The following is a 16321-nucleotide window of genomic DNA, read 5'->3' on the forward strand; positions in this document are numbered from 1 at the left end:
GAGGGCTGTTCGCGCGGCCGGCCCAATAAGCCCGATCTGTCCGGTCGATACGGACGTCGGAGCCGCGAGCCGTACCCGGCGGTACTCGAACCCGCCGTTTTTGAGCACACGTCTGAGGTCAGCCGGCGGCGAACTGAGGTGACTAAACCGATCGGCGATAGCGTCGGCTGATACGGCCGCGCGAGCGGGAGTCTCTGCCGTCGTAACGAACCGCAGGGAGGTGCTGTCACCAGTTGGAGTCGAGAATGTTGCCGCCGAGGGACCCCACGATTCGGTCGCTCTCGACGTCGTTTCGAATTGGTGACATTCCCACGTGTGGACGCGTCCGTCGGGTTCCGCCGTTTGATCGGCGCTGAGAGACTGGTCCGCCGTCACTGCGACGTCGAACGACTCTGTCCCTTCGTGATCGAACGTCGCTTGGACTCCCGATGCGGCCGACTCGAGTGCCGTCACGGCTCTGTTGGTCTCTCGAACACGGCCACGGACGGCTTGCTCTAACAGGGCCCGCAGTTGATCTCGTTTAATTGCGACCAATGCGATCTCGGTCGACCCGTCCGCCTCCCACGACTTCTCGCTGCTTGTCCGATCGAGTTCCGTCACCGGCGTGCCACACCGCTCCACCGACTGCCGCAGCCCCAACTGGTCGAGGACACGCAACCCGGGCTCCCAAATGACGGTCACACGCGGCGGTGATCGGTCGCTCGGGGACGGAGCGAGCAGCGGATCGAACCCGGCTCGGTCGAGCAGTCCTGCCGTCACGAGCGCTGAAAAGCCGGTGTCGGCTATCAGTATCTCCTTCTCCCGGTCGCGGTGTGTTCCCGAGACGCCGTTGTCATACTGCCGCGATACGACGGGCGGTGCTCGTGTCGACCGTTCCTCACCGGCGTTCATTGCCGGTCACGCAGGGATCCGGGCGTCCGATCGCTTGGACCGATACAACACGCAGACCGTCTGGACGACAGCATATAACAACCGATGGACGGTGGTCTCCCTAAATCGGCAACCGCTGTTTCTGTGTATGAGAGGAAGGCGGGTAATATGAATAGCCCTGTTACTCCGCCCCAATCAGTTCGGACTACCAGTACGCTTGGGTAGAGCGGCGTCGTTGTCGTCTCTAATGACGGCGCACCTCCTAACGACCGACCCAGACGAACGATCAGAGACCCTCGGAACCGACGCGAATCGCAACCCCGAAGTCTCGGCGGAAGAGCTACTCGCACTGTTCGGTGATGAGTACACGTGCGACATTCTCACGTCCCTCGAGGGGGAGCCGAAGCCTGCGCGGGCACTGGCCGAAGACTGCGGAATGTCCCGTCCAACCGTATATCGACGCCTCAACCGCTTAGCCGACGCCGGCCTCGTCGATGAACGGCTACAGTTAGCCTCGGGCGGCAACCACAGAAAGGAGTTCCAGCTCGTGATCACTGCCGTTACGTTCGACGTGAATGAGGACGGATTCGCTGGCTACATCGATTCCCCTGGTCGCGATATCGACTGACCGTCGCCTGAGTCGAGTCACACCCATTACTCGTATACGCCTCCCGCCTCGGGTCAAACGCACGGGCGACTTACCCCGACTCGGTGTCGCCGAACAGCAGGTCGAACACCTTGCGCTCGCCGAGTCGGATGTGTTTGTTCACCGTCGGCTGCGTGATTCCGAGCGCGTCCGCCACGGCCTCCCCGCTGCTGTCGCGCGGCCTGTTGAAATACCCCATCGCGTGACCCGTCTTGAGCGCCTCGTACTGTCGTTCGCTCAATCGGTCTTCGAGCCGACTTCTGATCCCTCCCGGGGTCGCCTCTGTCTGGCGATTCTGGCGCTGTGCGGTGAGCTCCAACGCCGGGAACGAATCGGTAATGCGGTCGACGATCGTGCGAGTGTCCGCTTCTCGCGGGAGTTCGACGATCAGCTTGACGACTTCCGGCGTCGCTCGACTGTGACGAAGGACTCCACCGTACTCAGGAATCGGGGACCCGAACCACGACGAGCCGCGACGTTCGAGGACGGTCTGCCCGCCGCCACGGGACACGACGGTGACCGACCCGGGGAGTAACTCGTCGGCCCGCTCGGCGACCTTCGACGGCGAGTCCGACTCGAGCGTGTAATAGACGCTGATCGACTCGTTTTGCCGCCGGACCGTCCGTTCGAGCCGGACCGGACACTCGAACTCCCGGGCGAGCCGAGCGAACGGGAGATCCATGTCACTCCCTTGGAACTCCAGCTCCAGCGTGTCGTCCGACTCCAGCGCGCGGCGTCGTTCGATGGCCGTGATCGCGTACCCGATCGAGGTGCCCAGCTGTGAGAGGATGTCTCTGTCCCGATCACCGAACGCGTCGGTCTCGTCGGCAATAACGGTCAAAATGCCATAGGTGATACCGTCGTACGCGAGCGGAACCGCACAGACTGCGCCCGCTCCCGCCCGCAAGAGGTCGCGCCGCCAGTCGCTCCGGCGACCCCCCGCTGCGGGATCAGTCACTACGCGCGACTCGCCCCGTTGCCACGCGTCTCTCGCCGGATGGAGATCCGAACGATCACGGTCTCCCCCAAGCGCTCTTTCGACGTCTTCACGCGTCGTGCCGACGACGGCCCGGGGCGTCAGTCGGTCAGTTCCCACCTCGGCCGTCGCGACCCACGCGGCGGTAAACGGACCCGTCTCCACCAGCTCCTCACAGACGGCCTCCTGGATACCCTCTTGAGAGGAGCGAGTCGTGATCGCGGCTTCGACGCGGCTCGTTACCTCCGTGATAGATTCCAGGTGTTCGGCACGCTCCGTCTGTTTCGCCAGCTCCTCACGCCGATCCTCCAGTCTGCGTTCCCCGTGAAGCCGATTCAGCGCGGCCTCGAGCGTCGCGGCGACGATGCTCGCAGCCTCCGTGTCAAACGCCTCATCGGCCCTCCACACGGCGAGGATACCGTTCCCGCCGAGCGGGACCAGCAATACGGTGTCGTCACTGTCGATATGAAGCACCGACGCCGCCTCCGCCTCCACCCGTCGGATGGTCTCGTCGACGAACACCTCCCAGACAGCGGTATCGGCGGCCGTCACCGAGTCCAACTCGCTCGGCGGCGGCGCCTTCGGGCCCGTCGCAATCGGATCGAGTTCCCCGGCCGACGATCCGTAGTGGTACACGGCGGTCGCCGGCATATCGAACACCGTTGCCGTGGCCTCGGTCGCGACGGTACCGGCCTCGGTCACGGTCTCAGCCGTCGTCAGTTCCGCGGTCGCATCGTGGAACGACTCCAACGACCGCTCGCGTTCCTTCTGTTGCGTGACGTCACGGCTTACGATGACGACCCGCGGAGGCCCATCCTCCCACTCGGTCGGATAGAAGTCCGAGCGGACCCATCTCCGCTCCCCGTCCGGTCGTTCGATGCGGAACTCCCTCGTGTACCGCTGGTCCGCGTCGCCCTGCTCGACGGCGCCGCTCACCCGCTCGACGAACGCCATGTAGTCGTCGTAGTCGTCGGGGTGGATCGTCCCGAAAAACCCCTCCTCGTGCGTCTTTTGGAGCTCATCGAGCGATCGCCCCCAAATCTGGTCGTATCCGGAGCTGACGAAGTCCGGGGCCGGCTCCGGCTCCGTCAGTTCAGCGGCCGGCGCGAGGAAAATGGTCTCGTCGATACGGTCGACGATGGCCTCGAGTCGGCGTTGGTTCTCCCGAAGCTGCCGAGAGTTCGCGACACGCTCGAGCGCACCGGTGACGTGGCCTGCCAGCACCTGCATAATGTCGACGAAGTACGACGCGTACTCGTCTCGGTGCCCGTGGCCCGCCGCCAGCAGCCCCCGGCCGCCGAGCGGGACGAGGACCGCGGCTGTCAATGGGTTGTGGTCACGATGGCGGCTCGGATCATACGTCGTCGCCTCCCCGCGCTCGAAGAGCTCGTACTCACGGTCACCGCGCGTAAATGAGTCCGGACCGATCGGCATCTCTTCGACGGGCTTCGTTCCGGCGGCGTACTCCAGCCGCCGCCGATCATCGTCGAGACGCCAACACGCCGCCATCGGTAGGTCGAGCACGTCACTCGCCGTCTCGACGGCGATCTCGTACACCGCGTCCGCCGTCTCTGCGCCCTGAAGGCGTTCGGTGGCCGTCTGGAGCTGCTCGACGGCTCGTTCGCGCTGGCGGCGCTCAGTCACGTCCCGAATCGTCGCTAGGGTTGCCGGCGAACCTTCATGCTGAATACGCGACACAGACGTCTCCAACGTCAGCCGTGTCCCGTCGGGTCGTTCGACTTCGAGATCGTACTGGTCTGGCGGAGATTCTCCCGCTACCCGCCGCTGGTAGCGTTCCCTGACGAGATCGCGATACCCTTCGGTGAACACACGCTGGAACGGCATCCCGAGCAGCGCCGACTCCTCCCGGCCAGTCATCGCCGTGAACTGCTCGTTGACGAAGACGTATTCGCCGTCCCTGACGACGACCACGCCGTCGGTACTCTGCTCGACCAGCGTCGAGTATTTTTCGCGTTCCTCCTCGATCGTCCGTTCCCGACGCTTCCGTTCGGTGATGTCGGTGTACCAGACGTACGCGTGTCGTCGACCGTCCACCTCGAACGGCAACACCCGAAGCAGGAAGTCCCGGACCCCGTCCGCCGATTCCCGTCGGACTTCCGTTTCCACCGGCTCGCCGTCGATAACCTGTCGGCGGATCGCATCATACCCTTCCCGTTCAGAGTCGGGGACCACAACGTCGGCTATCGGCCGGTCTGCTGCCGTTTCGTCGTTGACGCCGAAATCGGTCTCAAACGCTGAGTTGACCTCGGTGATATACGGCTCTCCGTCGACGAACTCGACGGTCATAATCGGATCGGGCGTGTTTTCGAAGAGAATAGACCGCCTGTCTCGCTCGGTTTCGAGGCGGCGCTGCCGCCTACGGCGTTCGGTGATATCTCGTGAGATGGCGAGGAACCGTTCCTCGCCGTCGATAACCGCGCTGGTCGGATTGACCTCTAGCCACCGACGCTCGCCGTCCGCCGTCTCGATGGCTTGCTCGTACGGCTCAACGTCTTCCCCCTCCGCTACTCGCTCGATAATTCGTGGTATCCGCTTGGGGTCAAACGATTCAGTCGCTACCGTGATCCCCTTCGCACCCCGCTCTAAGAGCGTCTCACGATCGTACCCCGTTATCGAACACAGCGTCTCGTTGACTCTACACAGCTCTCCGGTTTCCGGGTCGTGAACGGCGATCGCGTCGTTCACCCCGTTGAATATCTGCTCGTACTCGCGTTCCCGTCGTTTCCGTTGCGTAATGTCCCGCTGAATGGAGAGCACACGGGGTTTCCCGCCGATCATCGCCGGCGCTAACGTCGCTTCTAACCATACTTTCTCCCCGATTCGCGTCCGGCCACGCCACTCGACTGTCACCGACTCATCGGTTTCCGCGACCTCCTTGATAAGCTCCCAGCCGCGGTCTGCTGTGTACCCCTCCGCCGAGACGCTGAGCCCGTCAATACCAAGCTCGCGAATCGTCTCGATGTCGTCGTATCCGAGTAGCTCGTGATAGGATTCGTTGACGTCTGCGAACTCACGGTTTTTCGGGTCGAACACGACGATGGCGTCGTTCACGCCGTCGAATATCTGCTCGTAGTCACGACTGCGGTACTCTCCCTGTGTCAGTTCCGGAGTCGTCGCGTCGTCCTCCGTCTCTCTGCGCTCATCCGCCCGTTCCCGATCAGCGATCGTTTTCAGCCACTCAGCCGCCACCTTCGGGCTCGACAAGATCAGTGACCGCGGAACATGGGCCGTCGCACCGCCCCGGATCGCCGTCTCAACGCCGCCCGTATCCGTGGTAACCGCAACGACGGGAAGCGGCGATATTTCGTCCGCGAGCCGGTCGATAACCGATCCCCACGACGCCGACGGGAGACCCTGCTGAACGACGACGGCGTCGACGCCGGAAAGCCGGGCGGTATCGGCAGACGACGACAGGGATACTACCTCTACCGAGAAGGAGTCGGGATCGATGGAGCGGAGGAGGCTCCCGATCGCGGCGTCTCCGACGACACCGATCCGATACTGTTGTGAGACGTTGCTCATTGAAGAAAAACCAATTTAGGCAATATGTTCGCTCGGTACACAAAACTATTGCCAACTGAAAGGTCGCTGTGAACGCCCGCACGCCGAGAGTTATCTCGCCGTTTTCCCGGGACTGAGCGTTAACTCTGCCCAGCGTGCGCAGATCCACCCCCCTGCGGTTAGGATATTCATCCCGAGCAGCAGAACGAATACCCCGAGTACCGACAGCAGTAGTGCTCCCGGAAGCGTCGAAACTTCCCACGACGTGAGACGAACGATGAACGAGATCCCGACCTCGAACTGTTCCCAAGGGACGACGAGCGAGAGTTCCCGCTGAATCGGTTCAGGCAGGAAGACTCCGACTGAGGTACCGGGCATATCGTAGTACAGCGGGGCTCCGAGCAGCGACAGTCCGACGGAAAGGACGACCACGATGACCGTGAAAGCGGCGACACCGATAGCCAGCTTCGAGAGTACGAAAATAAGCGACCCCCACAAAACGGGATTCGTCAGCACCGTCAGTACCTGGTCACGCAGTCGAGACGCTTCCGAAAGCCCCCACGACGGGGCAGGGATATCGGCGCCGAGCAACCGCCGCGCTACAACACGTTCGGCGGCGGCGACAACCACGACACCGCCTAACGTCGCTGCGAGAATCGGCAGGCCGATCAAGAGCACTGACAGGCTGATTCCGAGTGACAGCCCGACAACGGTGCCAACGAAGTACCCGATTCCGAGCGGGAACGCGAGGGCGAGATACAATATCACCCCATACGTCCGGCGTCGAAACGGAACTAACACCACCTGTCGAACTGAGGGGAGGGTGGTCGAGACGTCCGATACCGGGTCCGAGAGAGCCATCAACGGAACGTTTGGTGTGTCATCGTGTATAAATCCCGTCTTGTCGTCGGGGAGAACCGCTCCGGCGCTGGTCAGGCTCGAAGGAAGACGTCTCCGTCGTTGGTATGCGCCCGTAGCGGCGTGGTACCGTCGCCGACGACCGCCTCCAGTTGGGACTCCGTCTGACTCCGGATCTGCACCCCGGAGGCCACGTCGCTGATGAGTATTTCACCGTCGGCCGTGGCTGCCGTGAGTACCGTATCGAGCGTCTCTCCTATCCGCAGGACCAAGTTGCCGTCCGACGACACGACCTCGGCGTCATCGGCCACAGCCGGGACGTCAGTCGCAACGTTCCCGTCTCTGGTGCTGATCTCGCCGACACGCGCCGGGTCCCGCACCTGTATCGACCCGTCCTGCGTGGCCGCCGAGAGCGTACCGTCCGTCCCGTCGACGGAGATGTCTCCGTCGCTCGTCTCTGCTGTGACGTCGCCCCGAGCGTCAGTGATCTGAATCGCGCCGTCTCGGGTGTGGAGCGCGGCACCGTCCGGGACTCGCTGTGCCGTCACCGCCCCGTCAGCGGTCTGGAGCCGATCAACAGCCATCTCCTCGGGCACATACAGTTCCAAAGACACGCTTGCTCCGCCGAGACCGATAACGTCCGGCTTGTCAGTAGTGATCTCGACGCGGTCAGCAGTCGTTTCCACGTCGACCGTCAGTTCGTCGAGCGAAACGCCACCAAACGCCTCCTTCTCGGCGATGATCTTGACGTCATCGCGCGGTTCGGCCGTGAAGGCGATCGCGTCCGTCGCATCGACTACCGCGAGCGTCGCGTCCGTCGGCGGGTCGACCGTCCGCTCGTCGGTCGTTCCGTCGCGTTCGATCCGGACGACCGACCCGCAGCCGGCGAGCGTGCTCGCGATTGCGGCGCCGGCCACGCCGAGCACTCTCCGCCGAGAGGTATCGGCGTCTACCGTGTTGCGGTCAAGCATCGGCACCAGCTGTCACCGACGTCTTCGAACCCCCGAGTAGCGCGTTCGTGAGGAAGCCGCCGAACCGGGCCAGCCCGTTGAGCAGGTGGAGCGACACGAGGACGAGAACGACGCCACAGCCCGCGCCGACCACCGCTTCGCCGAGCGTATCGACGACGTACGGTCCGAGCGTGTAGGTCATGCCCGGCGCGTCGTACAGTATCGGGAGCGACAGTAGCGTCACCGATATCGCACCCGCAGTGACGACGGCCGTGAAGGCGACGACGCCGAACACGAACTTCAGCCCGACGAGTAGCAGCCCGGTCCACGTCGCCGGGGTCGTGACGACGCGTTTCGTCGTCTCGATGACCTCGTCGACCGATCCGAAGTCCAACTCGACGTTCGGCGCCGAGCGATTGACTTCCACGTCGAGGAGCCATTCGGCCAAGTGGGCCTCGAAGGAGCCGATGCCGAGCGTCACCACGAGCGTCGCGACGATGATCGGGATGCCGATTAGCGTCACCACGAGACTGAGACCGGTCGAGAGCCCGGTCGTGATCACCGTGAAGTACGCGATCCCGAGCGGGAACGCTAACAGGAGGTACGCGAGGTTGCGATACGTCTGCCGCTGAAACGGCACACCGACGAACTGTGCGAGCGCGTCGATCGGTGAACTTGGGGACCAAGCGGGTTCGCTCATGTTGCGACTCTACCTTGTGGCGAGACCCACGTATAAAATACTGAGCGCTACAGCGCGGGCAACGCTCCCAAAAATATAAATACGAAAACTGGTACCCCAAGCCCCAGACGTTACGACGTCACCGACCGTGCCAACGCTCCGAGTCCCGCCAGGTGGGCCACCGTGACACCGAGGACGGTCACCGCGTCCGAGAGCGAAAGCAGGGGTGTCAGGACGTAACTGATCCCGTACGGTACCACGGCGATGCAGACGACGCCAACTGCCAGCAACAGCATCGTCTGGCTCTCGTTGCGCCGGTGACCGTCGTACGCGAGATACCCGACGTACGCTCCGAGACAGGCGGTCGCAATCCCGCCCGCCGTCGCGATCACGGGCAACGTCATCGGTATACCACCCCGAGGATGACGAGCAGCCCGCAGAACTTGCTCGCCGTCACCAGAATCGTCCGTTCGGTACCCGTCACCGAGTCCACGTTGCCGAACGCCAACCGAAGGAACATCGGGAGCGGAGCTAACAACAGCAGTCCGATTGTGAGATACAACAGCGGACGCCGACGCGTCCGTAGGTACCCGCGTGCGAAGCGGTACGTGACAAACACCGCGAGGACGACGGAGAGGAAGAACGCGGCGATCGTGACGGCCGCTAACGCGGCGTTGTCGCCGACGACCTCCACTTGTAAGGGAAGCGCCGACTGTTCGGCTTCGGCCAGTCGTGCCACGGTGAGACGGAACAGCATCATCCGGAGAGTTCCTCGTACAGTCTGGTCAGTCGGTCGGCGGCCGTTTCGTCGACGTACTCGACGTCGACCTCGAAGCCCGCTGCGGTCAGATCGATCGAGACGTGATCGAGCCGTGCGGCGTACACTTCGTGAGGCCCCTCGTCGGGGTCGATCTCTTGGACGCTCTCGACGAGATCCTGCTGTTGGAGCCGTTCGAGCCGCCGATATACCGTCGCCTCTGACGCGTCACAGGCGTCACAGAGCGCACTCGCCGAGCGCGTCTCCTCATATGTCTCGATGAGGATCCGCCTGGCGTACTCGTCGTCGAGCAACGAGTACACTTCGCGGGCGTCGACCACCAGCTCGGGGACCATCCGCTGGGGAGTCATTTGGACGCAACTTAACACTCCCGACACGACGAGTCTTATCGGCGGTTGAGACGAATATCATGGGGCTTGACCCCGAGGTGATTCACCGGCTGGTCGGAATCATTCAGTAGAGAAGCCTCAGTGGTGAGAGACGTCGCGGTGTTTCTCAGACTGAGACAGTGGAATACCCTTCTTGATACTTCCGCCTCAAGGAGTACATAGCCGCCGACCGGAGGCGGTTGTCACAGTATCCGGTTGCTTGGTAGCCCCCCTCCAAACTCTTGCCCCGGTTGGATCGATCTCCCCGCTCGATCCCATCGGTTGCTTGCCCCCCTATCGCTTCGGCCCTCCTTTGAGCCCGGTTCTCTAATCGCTATTAATTACCCCTGCCTTGGTCTGTTGCAATCTTCAACCGGTGATATGCTCTTAGAGCCGTGCTGAATACAGGGCGCTAGTCAGCACTGAACTGTCGGTAAACGATGGAGGAATACTCTCCGTACCAGTAATTCAGACGTTCAGGGCATTCGATAGCCTGTTACCACCTTCGGTGGCCATGAACACGGCGAGAATCCGCCAAGCGAGCGCCATATCGGCAAAAGCGGGAACCGTGAACGTCGTAATGACAAGGGCGACCGCCCCGAGGACTTCTGCGGCCCCGATGGCAACAGCCGTCCTGTTCATGAGTATAACTACTGTTAGAGACTGTCTCACTACAATATACCGGTAATTGTGGCTCTGTTGAAATCCTATTCTTCAGATATGTTATCGCCTGAAACCGCCAGTCGATGAGAACTGCGTATCGAGCGTTGAAGATTCTACCAGCTCAACGAAATGTCCCGATAGTCGTGCGAGATACAACGCGCGTATCGGTCACGGACTTTCTGGCGAGCAGTGATACACTGAATCGTTCGATACACAGGATGTACTGACTGAATCAGGTGATCCCCTTCTCGGTGTGCGGTGTGCTGAAATATGCGTCTTGTATGTGGCACTGCGGTGGCTACATGCTTGATTTCGGCCTTGTTTAGACGCTCCTGAACGCCTCGGTTAGTGGCTACGCAGGGCGAACAGAACCAGTCCCTGAGCGCCTCTCGACCAGCTCTCGCTGTGTAGACATCGGCCGTAGCGGACGATCTCCACCGCGTCTAAACAAGGCTCTTGATTTCTGTTCCTCGTATCGGCGTCTGTCTCAGCGGTCATCCTGTGTCCGCTCGCAGTCGTTTGCTTGGAGACGCGATGACATCGAGCCCAGGACTGTAGTAGTACACCGGTTCTGTGTCTGGGCGGGCGAAGCCATCGGCCCGCAATAGTGTATCGGTTTCGACGGTTGCGTCGGCCGGGTACAGCGTCCATGTGTTGTGATCGACATCAGTGTAGCGGAGAGACCCGTCAGGCGCTTCGGTGTAGAATCGGTAACGCTCGACGAGGAACTCCGCCAGCGGGTTGGTGGGCGCGTCGAACGGTTCGCCGGTCGGCCAGTAGGTGCCCTCGTAGCGGCCGGGGCGGGCACCAGGATGGTGGCGCCGGCTCTCGAACCGGACCCGGCCGTCGTTCATCTCAAGCGAGATTCGGGCGTAGTAATACGGCAGGTGATGGAACAGCCGGGCGCCGGTAACGCTGGTGAGTCCCTGTGCGTCGAGGCTGAAGAAGTAGACGCTTGGCACGCCGTCGTGGGTGACGTACGTCCGGACGTTGATCTCTGGGAGCTGCACGCCGAGCGGTCGCGGGACGCCTTTTGGTCGGACAGCAACGTTCGTGAACGGGATCACCGAGAGCCACGCGCTCCCGTCGTGGCAGTCTGCGGTGAGTGACGCCGGGAGATGGGCGTCCATCAGTTCCGGATCGACCGGCCAGTTCTCAAACAACAGGTGCCGCCACCCCATCTCCAATGGAACGACCATACAGGGCAGTGAGGGTCACCGACAAAAATTCCCTCCGTTACACTCGGGGTTCCGAACAGAGTTCACTTGGCAGCCGAGCGAGCGCGTTCGTATAGCGTCCCAGTGAGGATGCTGGCCGGCAACGCAATCCACGATGAAGCGAGGAACGCAACAACAATGATACTACTGCTGCCGATGACGGAGTCGACGAGGGGACTGCCGGTGGCGACGGCGGAGACCGCGGCGAGTCCAACTACCAATGCGCCGGCGACGAGATAGGCCAACGCCATCGCCAGCAGACCACCTATCGCACCACTATAGCGCTGTGACGTGGGGACAACTCGCCAGGCCACGATACCGGTGACAAACAACAGTGGGGCGACGACGGCGGAAAGACCGAGAGCACCGGACAGGAGCCCGACTGCAGCGTTGGTGAAGAACGACTCACCACCAAAACCCACCCCAATCAGTAGGATCCCAACCCCGACAAAGAGATAGTAGAGAGTTGTGACGCCGACTGCCGTCAGTGCCATCACGTACCCCGCACCAACGTCACGATCTCCGCCACGTGGGAGTTGGGTGAAGCAGTTGAAAGGGGAAACTGCGAGTCGCTGGATGGAGACCATACAGGTACTTCAAGTCCGAATCAGTTAGTGTTTGACTGCCTCAACGCAGGCTATAACGTGGAACTCGTAGTATACACTTCCCGAGATTAGGTAACTGAGGAGTCGGAGAGAGTCGCTCTGTTCGCTCTTCTACCTATTCACAGTCTGTCAGTAACGGTGTGACCGACTCAGAGGGTGAGTTCAGCACGACATCCCCATTTCTTTCACGCTGAAGTCAGCGAACCAGCTGTTCAGTAGACCTGCGAACTGATCGATGAAGAAACTACCAGAGAAGAGTGGTATTCGTCCTGGTATGCAAGATGGAACGTGCATATCTCGCACAGAAAGACCGAATTCGGGTCGCTATTCGCCGACCGGGACGCCGCTGAACACGATGAGCGCGATGACCCAGTAGGCGACGTAGAGTCCGCCGAGTAGGACACCGTGCCACCGTTTGACGTTGCCCGTGGAGAAGAAGTAGGCGGCGAGCGCTGTCACGATAATCATGAACGGTAGATGGAAGAGGAGGACCGAATTAGAGATGCTTACCTCACTGAGGAACATTATCACGCCGATGTTGCCGGTCACCGAGAAAAGAACGCTCCCAATGACGTTGCCGACACCGATCTCCGGGAAACCCCGGCGGACCGGCTCCAGCGTCAACATGATGTCCTCAAATGTAAGGATCAGGGTGAGTATGGTCGCCCCGAAGACGGTGCCGGAGAGGCCCAATCCTTCGATCACGACACCGGAACCGCCCTCAAGAAGCATGGCCGCGAAGACGATACCGACGAGTGCTAGAATCGAGAGGCCGAGCCATACGACCCCAGAGTTCCCGTGGTCACCGAGGAACCGTTCCTCGGGGATCTCTTCGAGTGAACCGGGACGGGCCATGCCGCCATCGGCCCGCAAGTCCTCGACTTCCTGCCCGAGTTCCGTGTTCCGGAACACCGGTACGTCGCGCTGACGTTCTCGGATGATAAAGTACCCGAATGCGAAGACGAAAAAGATCGTCAGGATGACCCCGTGAATGGCCGTCAGTGTTCCGAGCAGTACGAAGGGGACGAGGATGAGCGGTCCGAGGCCGAAGACGACGATGTAGTCTGTAGGCAGGTCAACCGGGAACGGTTCGACGAGCGCCGCGAGCGCGAGCGTCAGACCGATGATCGCCAGCCCTGTGCCGAGTGCCGACCCGAGCGCCGCCTCCTCCAGACCCCCGGCCGACAGGACCAGCGCGAGGACCGTGTCGTCGAACTCGAAGCCGGTGAAGATGATCGCCAGTGCGAACAGCGACATCTTCAGGTTGAGTGAGGCACGTGCGAGGTAGCTGATGAGCTTCTCTGTAGACAGCGCTAACAGGAGTGCACCGCCGAGCAACACGATCACCGCCCCGATGGTGCCCTGTTGTTCAATAAACCCCTCAATAGCTCCCTCGATGCCACCTTCTTCCTCTCCGGTTTCGCCGCCCTCCTGTGCCGCGACGGGCGCGGCGCACAGCGAGAGGGCGAGGATACCGACCAGTACGACTGCGAGTATGTGGGCTTTTCTCATACATTACCGAATGGGTGGCCCAAACATGAAGCTGAGTTTTCAGGTAGGGGTTTCATTGAATGATTCTACACGGAGATTCCTACACGTAGCGGGTGGATAGTTGTGGAGATGGGTCGGTTCACCAATCACACCGGTAGATACGCAGACACACTGAGCAACTGCCGTATTGTCTCTAGCACCGTGACCGATAGACTCTCTGCATCGGTCACGCCCGTACTGACAGACACTGAGTAGATCGAAGCGAGATTGCTGCATACACAGCGCGTAGTCAGCACAGATCACCTGGGTATTTTTATGGGTAGTAAATCAGATTGATGCATGATAACACGCAACTCGGCCGGTAAATGGGGTGGTCTCGTTGGTGTTGTCGGGATGGTTATCTGGTGGGTGGTTGCGACCGTGTTGGGACTCATGTGGCCCTCGTACAACGCGGTGACTAACGTTATTAGCGCGTTAGCCGGGGTTGGAGCTCCGTACGCTGGTGTCCAGCAACTCAATTTCTACATCTTCGGTGCGAGTATTATCATATTCGCAATTGGGCTCCTCGCGTGGAGTGATAGGGGCTGGCGACTACTGGTTGGTGTTCCGCTCCTTGTCGTATTTGGAACTGGCGTCATCGTGGCTGGATTCTTCCAGTATGATCCGAACAACCTCGAAGCGGCGACCACCCAATACCACAACACCGCATCACTCGTGACATTTCTCGCAGCAATACCGGCAATCTCAATCACCTCGTGGGGACTCAACCACGATGCTCGATGGCCGAACTATCGAAACAAGTTCGTCCCGCTAGGCATCGCCATCCTCACCATCGGTGGATTGGCCATCTTTCTCGTGAGCACGGGATCTGGCCCGAGCGGGTGGATGGGCCTCGGCCAGCGGATCTTCCTGCTTCTATTGACGGGCTGGCTTGCGTACCATGCATTTTTGCTCTATGGACTCAGCGATCGGAGTAATGCATCCGCATAACCACGATCGAAGCCACCTGAACCGGATGATAGAGAGAAACCGAATTGCTGAATTCATCCTCTGTATCTCGCACGTAGCTTCTATCAGCTCCGAAGGATTTCAACAGAGCCGTAATTGTGTAAACCGACTAGACGACTGGTTCGCTGGAGGGAGCGGACGGGTAGGCACTGCTGAATCCATCATCTACATCTGACACAGCAGTTCCTGATAGAACCCCGATAAGATGGTTCCACTATCTTCGGTCAGAGCCTCGCCCAAACAGTTGAGGTTCTTTGCGTCATATTGGTAGTAGAAACCCGTGTCATCTACAACAACCAACTACGATATCGTGGTCTGGGGAGCCACCGGATTCGCTGGCCAACTCGTCGCCGAACATCTCACCAGTCACTATCCCGCTGCTGAACTGTCTGTTGCTCTTGGTGGTCGAAATGAGTCTAAGCTCCGCCGACTCGCAGAAGGGCTTGCAAATGAGTCTGATCGAGAGGAGGTCCCCATTGTCGTCGGTGATGCCACCAAACCGGCGAGCCTCCGCGGGATAGCCCGCCAAACGAAGGTCATCTGTACGACAGTCGGGCCCTACACAACATACGGAACACCACTCGTCGAAGCCTGCATTGAGGCTGGAACCGACTACTGTGATCTCACCGGGGAGATTAACTGGGTTCGAGAGATGATCGACCGCTATCACGACGATGCTATGGCTGCCGACGTGAAAATTGTCCACAGCTGTGGGTTCGATTCGATCCCATCCGACCTCGGGGTCAAACTGTTGCAATCGTACGCTATCGAGGAGTTTGGAGACTCTTGTGAGTTCGTTCGTATCTATCTCGAGGATGGAAAGGGTGAGGTGAGTGGCGGCACCTTAGCTAGTGCGGCCGAATTATTCGAAGCCGCCGCAACTGATCCGATTGCCCGAGAAACAGTATCGAATCCGTACTCGTTGGCTCCACCGGGCGAACGCTGCGGTGTCGATACAGGCGTACAACGACGACCACAGCGAGATTCCATCCGCTCGATATGGACGGCTCCCTCGCCGATGGCAGCCGTCAACGAACGGGTAATCCGACGGAGCAATGCCCTCTTGGAGTATCCGTGGGGCCGAGAGTTTCGGTGTACAGAGGTCATCCCAACCAGTTCTGGGATCGGCGGTGCCGCAGAAGCCGGCGGGATCGCACTCGGCTTGGGTGTCGGAACCGCTGCGATGAAGAGTCGGCTGCTTCGGCGTGGATTGCGTCGGTTCGTGTTCCCTGAGCCGGGCACAGGGCCCTCGGAAGCGGAGATCAAATCAGGTCACTTCTTGATTCGCGTCATCGGCCGAGGGACAACGACCGACGGGCCGTTCACTGTCATGAGTGAGATCGGAGCCGAACTGGATCCTGGGTATGGCGCAACCGCCCGGATGCTCGGAGAGGCTGGGATTTGCTTGCTGCGAGGTGAGACGGTGTCACCGCTAGACGGTGGCATTCTGACGCCCGCTTCGGGGATTGGTGATCCACTCGGTGATCGACTTCGGGATGTTGGCTTCACCGTGACCGCTGGTGAGTGGCAATGAGCAACACATCATGGCGATGACTCTCGGGAGCTAATCGTGGTATTCAACCGCTTACCGAAAAGCCGTGAGGACTCATTCTGCACACTGGAGCCCGCTGGGTGTCAACTTCATTCCAACACGTTCTTCGACGTATTCGTTATGAAAGTTACAAGGCTA

The 16321-nt window shown here is 60.7% G+C and carries 15 protein-coding genes; 3 read left to right on the forward strand and 12 right to left on the reverse strand.

From position 1 onward, the window contains the following. Positions 1–891 (reverse strand): NAD(P)/FAD-dependent oxidoreductase (locus DJ74_RS12360; protein WP_094527444.1); only part of this gene is annotated, 891 nt, incomplete at its 3' end. Positions 892–1117: 226 nt separating this feature from the next. Between DJ74_RS12360 and DJ74_RS12365 the strand changes: the two genes are divergently transcribed. After that, positions 1118–1498 (forward strand): winged helix-turn-helix domain-containing protein, encoded by a 381-nt coding sequence (locus DJ74_RS12365; RefSeq protein ID WP_094524448.1) that lies wholly within the window; start codon positions 1118–1120, stop codon positions 1496–1498. 70 nt (positions 1499–1568) lie between these two features. On the opposite strand, the gene DJ74_RS12370 is transcribed toward DJ74_RS12365, so the two are convergent. From DJ74_RS12370 to DJ74_RS12415, 11 genes are all read right to left on the reverse strand, one after another. Beyond that, complete coding sequence (locus DJ74_RS12370; protein WP_094527437.1) at positions 1569–6035, reverse strand: PAS domain S-box protein; 4467 nt, start codon at positions 6033–6035, stop codon at positions 1569–1571. Between the two features lie 90 nt (positions 6036–6125). Further along, positions 6126–6875 carry a sensor domain-containing protein gene (locus DJ74_RS12375; RefSeq protein WP_094524446.1) on the reverse strand — a complete coding sequence of 250 codons (750 nt, stop codon included), beginning with the start codon at positions 6873–6875 and terminating at the stop codon, positions 6126–6128. A gap of 71 nt (positions 6876–6946) precedes the next feature. Beyond that, a complete protein-coding gene (locus DJ74_RS12380) occupies positions 6947–7789 on the reverse strand; it encodes a DUF4097 family beta strand repeat-containing protein (RefSeq protein ID WP_254922169.1) in 843 nt (280 codons plus the stop codon). 46 nt (positions 7790–7835) lie between these two features. Continuing rightward, positions 7836–8522 (reverse strand): sensor domain-containing protein, encoded by a 687-nt coding sequence (locus tag DJ74_RS12385; protein ID WP_176451347.1) that lies wholly within the window; start codon positions 8520–8522, stop codon positions 7836–7838. 110 nt (positions 8523–8632) lie between these two features. After that, the gene (locus DJ74_RS12390; RefSeq protein WP_094524443.1) at positions 8633–8905 is read right to left on the reverse strand and encodes a hypothetical protein; all 273 of its coding nucleotides are present in this window, start codon (positions 8903–8905) and stop codon (positions 8633–8635) included. After that, entirely contained in the window at positions 8902–9261 is a 360-nt protein-coding gene (locus DJ74_RS12395; RefSeq protein WP_241881456.1) for a hypothetical protein, read from the reverse strand. Before DJ74_RS12395 ends, DJ74_RS12390 begins: the two co-directional genes overlap by 4 nt. Then, complete coding sequence (locus tag DJ74_RS12400; protein ID WP_094524442.1) at positions 9258–9614, reverse strand: helix-turn-helix domain-containing protein; 357 nt, start codon at positions 9612–9614, stop codon at positions 9258–9260. The genes DJ74_RS12395 and DJ74_RS12400 overlap by 4 nt, the downstream gene beginning before the upstream one ends. A gap of 501 nt (positions 9615–10115) precedes the next feature. Continuing rightward, positions 10116–10289, reverse strand: coding sequence for a hypothetical protein (locus DJ74_RS19235; RefSeq protein ID WP_158217290.1), 174 nt, complete (start codon positions 10287–10289; stop codon positions 10116–10118). Between the two features lie 515 nt (positions 10290–10804). Further along, positions 10805–11509: a YqjF family protein gene (locus tag DJ74_RS12405; protein WP_094527439.1), complete on the reverse strand. Its 705-nt coding sequence runs from the start codon at positions 11507–11509 to the stop codon at positions 10805–10807. A gap of 62 nt (positions 11510–11571) precedes the next feature. Beyond that, positions 11572–12114 carry a hypothetical protein gene (locus tag DJ74_RS12410; RefSeq protein WP_094527440.1) on the reverse strand — a complete coding sequence of 181 codons (543 nt, stop codon included), beginning with the start codon at positions 12112–12114 and terminating at the stop codon, positions 11572–11574. A gap of 342 nt (positions 12115–12456) precedes the next feature. Further along, positions 12457–13644, reverse strand: a complete 1188-nt coding sequence (locus DJ74_RS12415) for a sodium:calcium antiporter (RefSeq protein ID WP_094527441.1) — start codon at positions 13642–13644, stop codon at positions 12457–12459. A gap of 318 nt (positions 13645–13962) precedes the next feature. On the opposite strand from DJ74_RS12415, the gene DJ74_RS12420 reads away from it, so the two are divergent. Together DJ74_RS12420 and DJ74_RS12425 are read left to right on the forward strand one after the other, a co-directional pair. Then, positions 13963–14613 (forward strand): DUF998 domain-containing protein, encoded by a 651-nt coding sequence (locus tag DJ74_RS12420; RefSeq protein ID WP_094527442.1) that lies wholly within the window; start codon positions 13963–13965, stop codon positions 14611–14613. Between the two features lie 298 nt (positions 14614–14911). After that, entirely contained in the window at positions 14912–16165 is a 1254-nt protein-coding gene (locus DJ74_RS12425; RefSeq protein WP_094527443.1) for a trans-acting enoyl reductase family protein, read from the forward strand. The last annotated feature ends 156 nt before the right edge of the window (positions 16166–16321 follow it).

This window comes from Halorubrum sp. Ea8, assembly GCF_002252925.1.
Classification (GTDB): domain Archaea; phylum Halobacteriota; class Halobacteria; order Halobacteriales; family Haloferacaceae; genus Halorubrum.

Coding starts and splice junctions, on each gene's coding strand:
- DJ74_RS12410 (WP_094527440.1), bottom strand. CDS start 12,114: ATGGTCTCCATCCAGCGACTCGCAGTTTCCCCTTTCAACTGCTTCACC.
- DJ74_RS12400 (WP_094524442.1), bottom strand. CDS start 9,614: ATGGTCCCCGAGCTGGTGGTCGACGCCCGCGAAGTGTACTCGTTGCTC.
- DJ74_RS12390 (WP_094524443.1), bottom strand. CDS start 8,905: ATGACGTTGCCCGTGATCGCGACGGCGGGCGGGATTGCGACCGCCTGT.
- DJ74_RS12385 (WP_176451347.1), bottom strand. CDS start 8,522: ATGAGCGAACCCGCTTGGTCCCCAAGTTCACCGATCGACGCGCTCGCA.
- DJ74_RS12375 (WP_094524446.1), bottom strand. CDS start 6,875: ATGGCTCTCTCGGACCCGGTATCGGACGTCTCGACCACCCTCCCCTCA.
- DJ74_RS12370 (WP_094527437.1), bottom strand. CDS start 6,035: ATGAGCAACGTCTCACAACAGTATCGGATCGGTGTCGTCGGAGACGCC.
- DJ74_RS19235 (WP_158217290.1), bottom strand. CDS start 10,289: ATGAACAGGACGGCTGTTGCCATCGGGGCCGCAGAAGTCCTCGGGGCG.
- DJ74_RS12405 (WP_094527439.1), bottom strand. CDS start 11,509: ATGGTCGTTCCATTGGAGATGGGGTGGCGGCACCTGTTGTTTGAGAAC.
- DJ74_RS12415 (WP_094527441.1), bottom strand. CDS start 13,644: ATGAGAAAAGCCCACATACTCGCAGTCGTACTGGTCGGTATCCTCGCC.
- DJ74_RS12395 (WP_241881456.1), bottom strand. CDS start 9,261: ATGATGCTGTTCCGTCTCACCGTGGCACGACTGGCCGAAGCCGAACAG.
- DJ74_RS12420 (WP_094527442.1), top strand. CDS start 13,963: ATGATAACACGCAACTCGGCCGGTAAATGGGGTGGTCTCGTTGGTGTT.
- DJ74_RS12365 (WP_094524448.1), top strand. CDS start 1,118: ATGACGGCGCACCTCCTAACGACCGACCCAGACGAACGATCAGAGACC.